General features: G+C 63.1%; 11 protein-coding genes and 1 pseudogene. 6 read left to right on the forward strand and 6 right to left on the reverse strand.

The window, feature by feature from the left end:
* Positions 1 to 607 precede the first annotated feature (607 nt).
* The 3 genes from NZM16_RS04105 to NZM16_RS04115 form a co-directional block, all read right to left on the reverse strand.
* On the reverse strand, positions 608 to 1075 hold the full coding sequence (locus tag NZM16_RS04105; RefSeq protein ID WP_295478752.1) for a hypothetical protein: 468 nt from the start codon (positions 1073 to 1075) through the stop codon (positions 608 to 610).
* Between the two features lie 631 nt (positions 1076 to 1706).
* Positions 1707 to 3899, reverse strand: coding sequence for a hypothetical protein (locus NZM16_RS04110; RefSeq protein WP_295478755.1), 2193 nt, complete (start codon positions 3897 to 3899; stop codon positions 1707 to 1709).
* A 61-nt stretch (positions 3900 to 3960) separates the two neighbouring features.
* Entirely contained in the window at positions 3961 to 5127 is a 1167-nt protein-coding gene (locus tag NZM16_RS04115; protein WP_295478758.1) for a hypothetical protein, read from the reverse strand.
* 313 nt (positions 5128 to 5440) lie between these two features.
* Here NZM16_RS04115 and NZM16_RS04120 point away from each other — a divergent pair.
* Together NZM16_RS04120 and cas2 are read left to right on the forward strand one after the other, a co-directional pair.
* A pseudogene (locus NZM16_RS04120) lies at positions 5441 to 5584 on the forward strand (subtype I-B CRISPR-associated endonuclease Cas1); the annotation flags it as partial.
* 1 nt (position 5585) lies between these two features.
* Positions 5586 to 5849, forward strand: a complete 264-nt coding sequence (gene cas2, locus NZM16_RS04125) for a CRISPR-associated endonuclease Cas2 (RefSeq protein ID WP_295478764.1) — start codon at positions 5586 to 5588, stop codon at positions 5847 to 5849.
* Between the two features lie 83 nt (positions 5850 to 5932).
* Here cas2 and NZM16_RS04130 read toward each other — a convergent pair whose 3' ends face one another.
* From NZM16_RS04130 to NZM16_RS04140, 3 genes are all read right to left on the reverse strand, one after another.
* Entirely contained in the window at positions 5933 to 7399 is a 1467-nt protein-coding gene (locus tag NZM16_RS04130) for a PTS ascorbate transporter subunit IIC (protein ID WP_295478767.1), read from the reverse strand.
* A 65-nt stretch (positions 7400 to 7464) separates the two neighbouring features.
* A complete protein-coding gene (locus NZM16_RS04135) occupies positions 7465 to 7743 on the reverse strand; it encodes a PTS sugar transporter subunit IIB (RefSeq protein ID WP_295478770.1) in 279 nt (92 codons plus the stop codon).
* Positions 7740 to 8252 carry a PTS sugar transporter subunit IIA gene (locus NZM16_RS04140; protein WP_295478773.1) on the reverse strand — a complete coding sequence of 171 codons (513 nt, stop codon included), beginning with the start codon at positions 8250 to 8252 and terminating at the stop codon, positions 7740 to 7742. Before NZM16_RS04140 ends, NZM16_RS04135 begins: the two co-directional genes overlap by 4 nt.
* Before the next feature lie 614 nt (positions 8253 to 8866).
* Here NZM16_RS04140 and NZM16_RS04145 point away from each other — a divergent pair.
* The 4 genes from NZM16_RS04145 to NZM16_RS04160 all read left to right on the forward strand — a co-directional run.
* Positions 8867 to 10030 carry an ROK family protein gene (locus NZM16_RS04145; RefSeq protein WP_295478776.1) on the forward strand — a complete coding sequence of 388 codons (1164 nt, stop codon included), beginning with the start codon at positions 8867 to 8869 and terminating at the stop codon, positions 10028 to 10030.
* A gap of 15 nt (positions 10031 to 10045) precedes the next feature.
* The gene (locus NZM16_RS04150; RefSeq protein WP_295478779.1) at positions 10046 to 11008 is read left to right on the forward strand and encodes an ROK family protein; all 963 of its coding nucleotides are present in this window, start codon (positions 10046 to 10048) and stop codon (positions 11006 to 11008) included.
* A gap of 167 nt (positions 11009 to 11175) precedes the next feature.
* The gene (locus NZM16_RS04155) at positions 11176 to 12519 is read left to right on the forward strand and encodes an ABC transporter substrate-binding protein (RefSeq protein WP_295478782.1); all 1344 of its coding nucleotides are present in this window, start codon (positions 11176 to 11178) and stop codon (positions 12517 to 12519) included.
* A 73-nt stretch (positions 12520 to 12592) separates the two neighbouring features.
* On the forward strand, positions 12593 to 13049 hold a 457-nt coding region (locus NZM16_RS04160; RefSeq protein WP_367281005.1), incomplete at its 3' end, for a carbohydrate ABC transporter permease.

Below are 13049 nucleotides of genomic sequence, written 5' to 3' on the forward strand. Positions count from 1 at the left end.
CGGCTGATCCCGCGCCGCGCCCAGGCGGATGCCCGTCGGATCCGCCGAGCGAGGGCGGAAGCGATCCGGCGCGCCCACCGGCTGAGTGGTTGCGCCGGACGTGCGCCGGCGGCCGCGCCACCGGCCGGCGCTGCGGGTGCCGTTGCCTCCGCAACGCCCGGCACGGTTGGCATGTCCGTCATCAGCGCCACCGCGCTGCGCGCGCTGCACGCTTAGGAGCCCGTGCCCCGCGGGCCGGGCTCTTCGCCCCGATAACGCTCTGCGCGTCCGGGGCGATCCGATGGGCTAGCCCCAACTGCACCCTTTGAGGCCACCCCCCATCTTCTGTCCCCTCCAGGATGCGGGGACAGCAAGAAAGTAAGTGTATTGTTCTCATCATAACTTCACCTCCTTTCTAAATCTTGTGGGAAAAAGGAGGCGAATGCTATGTGGATGCAGATTTGGGGCCTGCAGCAGACCCATTATTCAGTTGTTAAGGTGCTACAATCTAAATTTTAACGCACATCTCTCAAGTTGTCAATCATTTAGCGATCCCCGCTCGACCCCTAAACACGCGATCGTCCTCGCGAAACAGTGCTAAGCGGGACATCAGCGGACGCCCGCTGCCTTAGGGATCTATAATCATCACCACCACCCTTCGGGAATACCTCCGAACCTCGACGTTGAAGACACTCACCGGCCTCCCGTTGAGAGTCCCTTCTATCCCTGCTACCATGTCGTCCAGCTCGACCAGGACGGAGAGCCCCAGCTGTTGCAGCTCCTGCTTGAGCCTGGGGCCCGCATTCGGTTCCGGAGCCCGGTCATACGAATAATACAACCAGTGTTCCTTGGCATACTTCTCGACTCGAACTAAGCGCAGTCGGATGCCGAGGGCCCGCTCCAGGGCAGGCCGAATGGCCTCGTCGATTTCTGCAAAGCGCCCGGTGGGCTGGACGGTGGGCTGCTGAGTCGGCGTGGGCCGCACGGTAGGAGTCGGCGTGGTCGGCTGAGCGTTCGTGAAGCCAAACGTGCCTTCGCCGCGAGGCGCTCGTTCCTCGAACACTGAGGGATCGGGCGTCCCCTCGGACTCCGGCATCACGGGGATGATCCGAAGCTCGCCCTCCTCTCCAGGATACGGAGTCAGCGGGATGATTTCGAGGTATGGTTCTTCTCCTCCTCCCGCTGGCTCCAGCTCAAAAGGCCCTTCGGCAGGAAGGATGGGTGTCCCTATGAGACCCTCGGAGGGCGAATCGATTTCCACTCGATACCGCTTCTCTCCTCCTCCCGCCGGCTCCAGCTCAAAAGACCCTTCAGCAGGAAGGATGGGTGTCCCTATGAGACCCTCGGAGGGCGGATGGATTTCCACTTGCGGCAATGACCTTTCCGGCCCTCCAGCACCCGCAGGCGGCGAAGCGGGGCGGGAAGGCTGGCAAGCCAGCCCGAGGCTGGCGACTCCCAGCAATATCAGCACGGTGAAAAACACAGCGCGCCTCATCGGAACCTCCGATTGAATTCCTACTCAAAAACGCTGGCCCTGCACCGTCCGGTCGAGCTTCGATGAGCTTCGCGAACGCCACTCCCAAAGAGGATCTGACCAAGACGACGAACTGGGTGGGGTCGGCTACCATGTGACGGGTGCCCGTAAAGGCCCGCCTGTTCCACCAAGGACGCCTCGAGAGCGCAACCATGCCCCCCAGGCATCCCGCGCGCCGCCCACCGCCCACTTGCTACGATCCGTCCTTTGCGACGGCCCACGCCTCCAGCACGCCATCCGCTCCGCCGAGGATCACCCACCTCTCCTCCGGGTCCACGATCATCCAGACCGGAGAATACGGCAGCTCGCGCTCCCAGAGGATCTGCCTGGTGTCCAAATCCAGCAGCCAAAGCCAGCCTCCTCGTTGGAACCATCCCGTGAAGCTCCACTGTCCGCGCCACACATAACGGACCTGCTGCGCGCTGACCAGGACCTTCCGGCTGTTCCCCAGGCGATGAACCCCGACGATCCGGATGTCCTCGCGCTTCACAAGGCTGAACGACCGCGGGGCAACGTTCGGTGCTTCGATCTTGGTCATTGCCAGCTCGGCGCCCAGATATTCGACCAGCACCAGCCGCTGATCTGGCCACCACTCCACGTGCCCCAGGAGGCCCCGCTTAATATGGGATGGCATTGCCGCGAATGCCAAGCGTTGGCCGCTTGGGATGTCCATCACCCAAACCTCAATTCTTTGGGCTTTATGGAAGAAAAGATAGACCAACAAATCCCCAGAATGCCATTTTACGTCGTATATCGCATTATAGAAATCCTGATTTTCTATGGTATATCGGATGTTCCCATTGAAATCGAGCAGCCAGATCGTTTTGCCAGCTTGTTCACCGGTAACGGCAATCCATTGGTCAGATACCGCGCCGATAAGCTCTGCGTCCTTAAAGGCCAACGGGATCGATCGCCGCCAGCGAGGGCGGGGTTCTCCGGGCGCCCACAGCACCACCTCGTTCCTGCGCAGGCCGATCATCCCGCGTCCCTGAGCGTCCACCCCAATCCACCGCACGTCGCCAGCCTCGATCCGCTTCCGCAGGTCTGCGCCTTGGGGATCCAGGAACATCACCGTGCCATCCCGCTGCGCCACTGCCACCCATTCTTCCTGCGGATGCTTCCACATCGCCTGAAAGTCAGACGTGATATCCACTGGAAATCCCGTATCGCTCCACAGGTCTCGGAAGAAAACATCTGTCCAACCCCCCAGAACCAGCTTCCGATGCTTCTCTAAAAGCAGGCCTCGCCGGGTCGGCAAACCCTGATATGTGGCCACTCGTTCCTTCTTGGAAATCGAGAACGCCTCCAGGCGGTTGGCGATTGCCACATACAGCATCTGATCTGACGGATCCAGAGACAGCGCCCGAAGCATATGAGAAGGCTGGAGATGAAAAATGTGTTGACCGTCTCCCCATCGATACAGCCGGACGTCGGACCCAACCTTGCGGTCTGAAAGCACCCCGAGCAGCGACGTGGAGGCCGCCAAGCGATCGGGAGTTTGATCGGTGAACCGAAGGGTTTGCACCACTTCCGACCGGCCCACCGCCTGATCCGTGCGCAGGACGACCACTCGCTCTCTGCCCGCAACAGCCACATACTGACCCTGGGGATGGAGCGCAGCCGCCCGCGGACTGGTGAACGGCACCGTGAACGTCAGCACCGCTCGCCCCGATGCAACCTCCCATAGGGCTCCACGCCCCTGGGCATCCACAACAACCCCAAGCTGGCCATCTGGCGACAAGGCCCCCGCGTAATCCTCCCGGGGCACGCCGCTTGTGGGCATCGACACCTGTCCTCCGGTCTCCCAGACCCGCAGCCCGTCGGCCAGCACGGCCACCCGGCGTCCCTCTGTGCCCATATACGCCAGGGCGCGAACGTGGGCCGTGATCTGGGCCCTCGCTCGGATCTCGCCCCCCTCCAGATCCACCTGGAAAAGAGCCCCATCGCGCGTGCCCACGACCGCCTCCCGGCCGTCTGGACGCACAGCGACCGCCGTCGGAAACTCGATCCCCGCCGGCAGCGGAACCCACTTTCGAAGTTGCAAGTCCACAGGGGAGAAGATCCAGAGCCCGTTCGACCCTAAGGCGACCACTTGGTCAGGCCCCGCCCAGAGATTATGTTCTACGACCATATGGTAGGATCTCCAGATGGGCCTCAACTGGGCAACGTTCTCGGGGGTGATTTTCTGGAGGTCCTGCGGGGATACACCGGGAGCGCTCCACTCCCGCAGAGCAGGGGTCGGTGTAGGGGCCGCCGTTGCGATAGGAGTGGATCTGGTCTCCGCAGCCGGGGAGGCCGTGGGCGCTGGGCCAGCGGCCGGTCGCAAGCGACATCCGATCCCGGCGATCAGAACCGCCACCACTGCCACTCTCCACCACCGCAGCATGCTCGTCCCTCCGGGGATAGGATTCGATCTTCCTCGCCTGCAAGGCGTTCGGAGCCGTCGGTTAATTTATTATAACATCCAGGCTGGCGGGAAAGCTTCCCAATTGAATGACGGGCTGATCCCGCGTAGCATCGGTAATAGAATATGCCTTGACCAAATTTCCGGTCGCCATATAAACAACCTTCTCGTCCGAGCCGATGCGCACCGAAGGGTAGGATTCTCTGAACTCCATATTCAAAACATGCCCCTCTTTGCCCCACTGATATATTAGAATATCGAAATAAAGAGGACTCTCTGTCTGCACCAATAGATAAGAAACAGACGCATCCAACCTCATCAGCTTCCCAGGAGTCAAGTTGAGGCGCTGGAGGGGTTCAGCCTTGGCCTTTGTGAGGTCCACGCGCAGGATCATGGCCTCCTCCCCGGCCCCGATCGCCGCGTATCGTCCCTCAGGGTGAAGCACAACAGCCCGCGGGCGGGTGAAGGGCACAGTGAACGTCAGCGCCGCCTTTCCCGACTCAATCTCCCATATCGCGCCACGCCCGGCGGCATCCACCACCAGCCCGAGCCGGCCGTCCGGCGACAGGGCGCCCGCGTAGTCCGACCCCAGGACGCCTGTCATCGGCGCCAAGACCTGTCCCCTGGTCTCCCAGACCCGCAAACCGTCGGCCAGGACGGCCACTCGGTGCCCCTGAGCGTCCATATAGGCCAGGGCGCGGATCGGCGCGGGAACCTGAGCCTTCGCCCGGATCTCGCCGGTCTCCAAATCCACCCGCAGCAGCGTCCCGTTTTGGGTCCCTACTGCCGCCTCGCGTTCGTCCGCTCGCACCGCCATCGCGGTCGGAAAATCCGCCTCCACGGGAAGAGGAACCCACCCCTGAATTTCTAAATCCGTTGGAGAGAGCATCCAGAGACCGTTTGCCCCTAGGCCAATCACCTTGCTGGACGTGACCTGAAGGTCCAGCAGAACCATCCGGTAGACGCCTGATATCGACTTCAAATTCGTGACATTCTCGGGGGTGATCTTTTGGATGCCCGCCAGAGAGACCCCCATCAACCCCCACAGCACCGAGGGGCGAGTTGCCGTAGGAGTTGCAGCAACTTCAGACGCTGGCTGAACCTCTCCGGACGGGGGAGGGGTGGATGGCGGACCAGCAACCGGACGCGGCCGGCATGCGACCCCGATGATCAGCCCGATCAGAACGATCGCTCTCCAGTGGTGTGTCATGTCTGTTCCTCCAGAAGGAGGTGGGATTTTTTGAGCCCGCCCGCCAGGCAAGCTCGACGACCAGATCGCTTGGGAACATGCAGGCCGTAGAGAGCCGGGGCCTGGGAGCTTCCCTCACAAACTTGTCCTGTGACAATGATAGATACCTTTCGTCTCTTACACATCCGAAGAGCTCCTGATCGTTATCCGGTGCTCCCGGGATCTTCTGGACCTCCGGCAGAGGCCGGATATCGCTCCGGGAAATTCCCGGGACAATAAAGCAGAACCCGCGCTATCCTGAGTCCGGATTCAACGCTTGGGGATCGGAATGGACGAGGAGCGGCTGCGGGAGACGGTGCAGCATCCGCGCCTCAAGCGGCCGGTCAGCTACCGGACGCTGATCCGGCTGGAGGCTTACAAGCTGGTGCGGCACCTGCTGGGCATGGAACCTTATGAGCCCCTGAAGGCCTGGTGGTGAAATGTATGTGATCATCGTCTATGACGTGGAAGTGGAACGCGTGGCAAAGGTATGCCAATATCTGCGCCGCCACCTGCACTGGGTGCAGAACTCCGCCTTTGAGGGCGAGCTCACCCCCGCCCGCCTGGAGCGGATCCGGGCGGAGCTGAAGGACCTCATCGACGAAAAGAAAGACGCGGTTTATTTTTACATCCTCCCCGACGCCCATCTGGTGCGCCGGGAGGTGCTGGGGCGAGAGAAGGGATCCGTGTCCGCCATCCTGTAAGAGGGGGCGGCATGAACCGGACGAGGCGCGGGCGATGCCCGCGCCTCGTCCGTCCTCGCTTTCCGGGCAGCCGGGATCGTCCCTTATTCCCCGGAAGCCGGCTGGCCGGCGAATCCCTGACCGGGCACCCAGCCCCGTTCCACATATCGGCTCTGGAACCAGCTGGCGAAGGCGATCAGCAGCGCCGCCACCACCAATACCCCGATCGCCCCTCCCACCGTCCCGCCCAGGCGGGCGACGTTGCCGACCACAATCCCATACCAAGCGAAGTCCGCGTCGCCAAACGTGGTGTTGGCGAACCCCAGGGCGCCCAAGACCTGGAGCAGAAAGGCCGGGAGGAAGGTGATGAGCACCCCGTTCACGAACCCGCCCAGCACCGCGCCCCAGCGCCCGCCGGTGGCGTTCCCAAACACCCCCGCCGTCCCTCCAGTGAAGAAGTGGGGCACCATCCCGGGGAGGATGAGGGCCAGGCCCAGGACCGGGTTGATCAGGGCGATCACCCCCAGGCTCACCAGGCCGCCCACCACGCTGGCCAGGAACCCGATCAGCACGGCGTTCGGAGCGTAGGGGAAGGAGACCGGGCAATCCAGCGCCGGCAGCGCCCCCGGGACGATCCGCTCAGCGATGCCGGCGAACGCCGGGACCACCTCCCCGATGATGGTCCGCACCCCCAGCAGGATGACCGCCACGCCGACGCCGAAGTTCAGGGCATTGAGCACCTGGGCCATCAAATAGGAGGCCAGGGTGGTCCCTTCCGGCAGGCCCACCCCTTTCACGGCCTCTGCAGGCCCCACCCGGGCGGCATACCAGATGGCGAAAATCAAGTAAATGATGAACATCGCCACGGCGGTCCCGACCATCGGCTCCCGCAGGAACCGTAGCCCGGCCGGGAATTCGATCTCCTCCGTGCTCTTCGTCTTCCCTCCCGCCAGGCGGGCGACCACCTGCCCGGCAACCCCGGCGGCGATGTAGCCGAAGGAGCCGAAGTGGCCCATCGCGATCTTCTCCCCTCCGGTTACCGCTCGCATCCAGGGCTGGGCGAAGGCGGGCATCACCACCATGATGGTCCCCAGGAGAATGGCTCCGATGACGATGGCCGCCGCGCCCGTGATCCCGGCTGTCACCAGGATCACCGCCAACATAGTGGCCATATAGAAGATGTGATGCCCGGTCAGGAACACGTAGCGCAGGTTGGTCACCCGTGCGATGATCAGGCTGGCCAGGAAGCCCAGGAACATCATCGTGGCCGTCAGGGCGCCGTATTCTTTCTGGGCCAGGGCGACGATGGCCTCGTTCGTGGGCACCACGCCGCGCACGCCGGTGGCCCCCAGGATGAGTTTCCCCAATGGATCCAGGGCGTTGATCACCGTGACGGCGCCCACCACCAGGATCAGGAAGCCCATCGTCGCCTTGATGGTCCCGCCCAGGATCTGGCTGATCGGCCGCCCCAGGGCGATCAGACCGATCGCGGTCATCAGCCCGACCAGATAATAAGGCTTGCTGAAGATCTCATCGACCAGGAAGCGAACGATTGCAACCAAAATCTCCATAGCGACCTCCCTGATCTAAAGGATGATTCCCCTCGAGGGACAGGACCTCTCGAGAATGGCGAGCCTCAAGATGCTTCCAGCGCCTCCCTCAATTTGCGCACCATCTCCTCCAGGTCGACGAAATTCGTGATGGTGATCACGCGCGCCCGGACATCGCCCAGCCGTTCGGCCAGCTCCTTCGTGGTCACGATGAGATCGGCGGTCCGGGCCAAGGCGTGGGCGATGCCGATGTCCGCGACCTCCACCTCGGCCTGCCGGCCCAGCCGTTGCAGAGCCTTCTCCACCTGCATCCGGAGGAGGAGTCCGCTCCCCAAGCCCATCCCACAGACAGCCAGGATCTTCATGAATTCCCTCCCGAAGCGGAAAGATGCGAAGCCTCCGCGCACGCCTTTCTTTCGGCGAACAGGCGGACGACCCGTCGAACCTCCGCGGGGGTGTCCGCCTGGAGGAGCTGGGCGCGACATGCTTCATCGGCCAGCAGCTCCGCCAGAGTAGCCAAGGCCTGAACGTGGGATTGAGGATCCGGCGCAGCCAGGCCGATCACCATCCGCACCGGATCGTTCTCGGCGTGACCGAAGGGGACGGGGTGTTCTAAGAAAATCCAGGAGAACCCGACCCGATGCACGGCGGGGGAAGGACGGGCGTGGGCCAGGGCGATGCCGGGGGCGATCACGATATACGGCCCGAGCTCCTCGACGACGGCGATCATCTGATCAATATACGCCGGATCCACAGCTCCGGTCGCCGCCAGGACCTCGCCGCAGGCCCGGATCGCCTCCCGCCAGTTCTCCGCGGGCACGTTCACCCGGATGGCGGATTCCGGCAACAGGTTCAAGAGATCGGGGGAGGTCATTTCGGCCTCTCCTGCCTCTGAGGTGGATGAGGGAGTGTTGCGCAGGGCGCACGGAGCGTTTTAGGGCCCTCTCGTGGCCCCTCGACCGGAGCCTGAGGAGAAGAAAGCGGCGTTTTCGGGGTGGGCATCGATGACCGATCGCGTTCCATATGAGGCGCTGGCAGGAACATCGACGAGCCGAAGGAAAGCATGGAAAAGGTCTCAACCGAAAACTCCGGTCTTCGGGCCGCGCCCTCGGCCCGTTCCATCGCATCTGTGAACATCGCCAGCGGCGTCTATAGACGATTATAGCCAGGGCCTGTGCATGCGCAACGGTCGATCGAACGACATGGCTGTTCCATGCACGGCCAGCGAATTTTGAAAAACGGATCCAACTCCAGCCCGGGGCTTCCCAAGCAGCCTCGCGCTCCCTTGACAGATCCTTCCATCCGAGTATAATTTGTAAGTGCAATATACTTACATAAAGAGCGGGCTGTGCACCTCCGGTCACGGGGAGAGGGGAGATGGGAAGGTGAGAACGCTCCGCTTCGTCTGACCGGTTCCTGACCGCACCACTCCATGGATATTTTTTGGAGAGATTGGCAGTGGAAATAACGAAAGCAACGATCGATAAAATGAAAGATCATAACAAAAACCTGGTGTTCCGGACGATCTTCGAATGCGAGCCGATCAGCCGGGTAGAGATCGCCCGAAAGACCCGGCTGACCCGGACCACGGTGTCGCAGATCGTGGCGGAGCTGATGCAGGAAGGGCTGGTGGAGGAGCGAGGGGTGGTCTCAGTGGGCGTGGGCAAGCCCCGGACGATGTTGGGCATCAATGAGGAGGCACGGTCCTTTATCGGGGTGGATCTCAGCAACGAGGTCTATCGAGGCGCGCTGTTCGATCTCCGGGGTCGGATTCGTTGTCTGGTGGAGTGGCCCCTACGGGAGCCCCAGGGGGAGGGAGCACTGGCTCATGTGTTCGAGCTGATCGATGCCCTCCTGGCGACTGCCCCATCGCCGGTTCTGGGAATCGGAGTGGGCACCCCGGGTCTAGTGGATATCGGGCGAGGGATCGTTCATCAGGCGGTGAACCGGGGGTGGGTGGATTTGCCGCTGAAGGATCTGCTCTCCCGTCGGTATGGCCTGCCGGTTTATGTGGCCAACGATAGCCATATGACGGCGCTGGCGGAGTATCGCTTCGGGGCCGGCGCGGGGGCTCGGAATCTGGTGGTCCTCAAGATCGGCGAGGGGATCGGCTCCGGGGTGGTGATAGAGGGGCGTCTGCTGGATGGGGACAGCCATGCGGCCGGGGAGATCGGCCACCTGGTGGTGGAGACCGAGGGGGAGCCCTGCACGTGCGGCAACCGGGGCTGTCTGGAGACGGTGGCCAGCATCCGCGCGCTGATCCGCCAGGCCCGACAGCAGGCGCAGATGAATCCTTCCTCGTTGTTGGCGACGCTGTATCGGGAACGTGGGACCCTAGGCCTTCCGGAGGTTCAGGAGGCCCTGGAGCAGGGGGATATCGCAACGCGGGAGCTGGTGGAGCGGGCAGGCCGATATCTGGGGATCGCCATCGCGGCGATGGTGAGCGTGCTGGATGTGGAACGGGTGGTGCTGGGCGGCGAGGGGGCGGCCCTCGGATTGCCGCTGGTGGAGAGCGCCGCTGCGGAGGCCCGACGTCGGATCCTGCCCCGTATCGCCGAACGCCTGCAGATTCAGCTCTCTCAATTGGGGAAGGAGGCAGTGATCTTGGGGGCTTCCGCGATGATCATGGCACAGGTCCTTCACCTCGGCTGAGGGATCGCGCATTCCATGGAGAACCGATGGCTGATCGGCGTCGATGTAGGGGGCACAAAGATCGAAGCCATGGCCCTGGATGGCGAGCGCGGGGTTCAGGGATACGGGAAAGTGGGGACTCCCCAGGGATCTCCGCAGGATTTGATCCGGGGCATCCAGAGCGCCACCGCCCAGGCCCTGGAGGCAGCTGGGGGTTGGCCGGAGGAGATCCGGGCGATCGGCGTGGGGATCCCGGGCCAGGTGCAGGAGGGAGTCGTTCGGCTGGCGGTGAACCTGGGTCTGAGAGACTTCCCGATGGCGGAGGCCCTTCGGGCGATCTGGAATCGGCCGGTTCGGGTGGAGAACGATGTGCGGGTAGCCGCGCGGGGTGCGTATAGGCTTTTGAGTTCGCAGAGGGCCTTCAGACGTCTGGTTTACCTGTCGATCGGCACCGGTGTGGCGGCAGCAGCGCTGCTCGATGGGGAGCCGGAAGTGGGAGCCGATCACCTGGCGGGCGAGATCGGCCATGTGGTGGTGGAGCCCGATGGGCCGTTATGTGCGTGCGGGGGGAGAGGATGCCTGGAGGCCCTGGTATCCGGTCCGGCGCTGGTCCAGCAGGCGCTGGAGGTGATCCGTATGGATCCCAGCACTCGACTGGCCCAGATGCATCCGCTGGACGCGCCGGCGATCTACCGCGCGGCGCGGGAGGGGGATGAGACCGCCCAGCGCCTGATTGATCGAACGGCCCGCTACATGGCTCTGGCGATCCAGTGGCTGGGGCTGACGTGGGATCCGGAAGTGCTGGTGATCGGGGGCGGGCTGACCGCGGAGGGAGAGGCCTTTCTGGAGCCCCTGCGCCGGGCCTTGGTGCATCAGCGGGGGGCATCCCGGGTGGGCGGGGAATTGTTTCACTCGCCGGATCGGATTCGACTGATGCCTCCATCCACCCGGGTTGCGCTCTGGGGGGCCGTGGAGCTGGCGAAGCGTCTGGCAGGTTGAATCCAGCTGCTGATCACCAGCGGAGGTTGCTTGTCTGGGATTTCCGTGGGTCAGTGAGGCCGCTTCGGTGGTCTCACCAGCCCACGCGACAAAAATCCCCCTCTTCCCAATACCTGATGACCTCGGGAAGAGAGGCTACTCTCACATTTAATGTAAAGGAGGCCGCCATGTCCCGCATATGGAAGATCTCCCTGCTCGTGCTGGCGTTGGTGGTCAGCGCATGTGCTCAGCCCGCTGCGACCCCATCGCCAACGGCGGCGCCGGCTGCTCCCACAGCGACGCCAGCCCCCACCGCCACCCCGGAAGCCCGGCCGGTCACCCTGAAGGTGATGATCGTGGACTACGTCAAGGACAAGACCGATAAATGGCTGGAGAACGAGGTGGTGCCTGCTTTCAAGCAGAAGTTCCCAAATGTCAACGTGGAGTTCATCTATGTGAACTGGGGCACGCTGGATGAGACCGTGCAGGGTTACTTTGCCGCCGGGGAGGGGGCAGACATCCTGAACCTGGGCTCCGAATACATCGCCGAGTATGGAGATCGCCTGGCGCCCCTGAACCGGTATTTGGGCGCGGAGGCCTGGCCGGACATCCAGCAGTTCATTCCGGCCACCCTAGAGACGGTGACGTGGAAGGGGGAGATCCGCGGCCTGCCCTGGCTGGTGGCTCCTCGTGCCTACATGTGCCGCACCGATCTGCTGAAGGAGGCAGGGATCGAACGGGCGCCTCGCACCTTCAAGGAGGCCATCGAACAGGCGCGGAAGACCACCATCATCGAAGGGAACGCCCTGAAGCGGGCCGGCCTCGTCACGACGGGCAAACTGGATGACTGGCAGGAATACATCGCCTTGATCTGGGCTCTGGGCGGGGAGCTTTACAAGCCCAGCGGGGAGCCTGCTTTCGATTCCCCACAAGCCCGCGCCGCGCTGCAGTTCATGTATGAGCGGCGCCGCGCCGTGTATCCCGATGAGACCGTGGCGGACCTGCCGCCCGCAACGGGATCCCGCCTGGCCGACGGCACTGCCGTCTGCATCTGGGGCAACCTGTGGGGGGCGCCGGACGTCAAGGATCCGATCTGGGAGCGGATTGAGTTCGTTCCCGGGTTGACCGATCCGGATAACTTCCCGAACAGCAAGCCGGTGGTCCAGGTGTTCACGGATTGGCTGGCGGTGGCCGGCTATTCCAAGAACGTGGAGATCGCGGCGGAGTTTCTGAAGTTCCTGGGCACGGCGGAGAACCTGAACCGCTACAACCGGGACTTCGGCTCCTTCCCGCCGCGCAAGGACGCCTGGACCGGCTACGTGCAGGAGGCCCGGCCGATGATGATTATGGCCGACCTGATGGCCCAGCACGGACGCGGATTCGCGGATGTGCGGGAGACCGCTAAGTTCCGCGAGATCCTCCAGAAGCAGATGTCCGCTTACTTCACAGACCAGCAAGATCTGGACACCACGCTGCGCAACATCCAGGAAGAATATACCCAGGTTCTGCGGGAGGCCGGCCGGATCCCGTAAGGCGGATGTTTCCCGTTCAGAGGAAGTGGGTGGGAGGAAGGTGTCTTCCTCCCACCCGTTCAGGAGGCGAGCCATGCCTGGGGCATATCTTTACACACTATTATGGGCAGGCGGGACGGTTCTCTTCATCATCGGCTCCAGCATCGCTACAGGGGCGCTGGCGCGTCTGATCGTCCGGTGGCGGGGATGGAGCCGGATCCGTCAGCAAGATGTGTTCGCTGGGTATGCCTTCGCCGCGCCATGGATCGTCGGCTTCGTGATCTTCGTAGTGGCCCCCACCCTGGCTTCGCTTTACTGGAGCCTCACCTCCTATCGGTTGCCGAACCCTCCGGTCTTCATCGGCCTAGCCAATTACGCCAAGCTCCTGTTTCGAGATGCAGACTTCCGGGCCGCCCTTCTCAACACCCTGTATCTCACGCTGTTCGGCCTCCCAGCGCAGCTGATCGTCGCTCTGATCCTGGCGCTGATGCTGAACCAGCGGGTCCGGGGAGAGGGCCTCTACCGCGCGGCTTTTTACATGCCGGTCTTTC

The organism is Thermoflexus sp., from assembly GCF_025055495.1.
Classification (GTDB): domain Bacteria; phylum Chloroflexota; class Anaerolineae; order Thermoflexales; family Thermoflexaceae; genus Thermoflexus.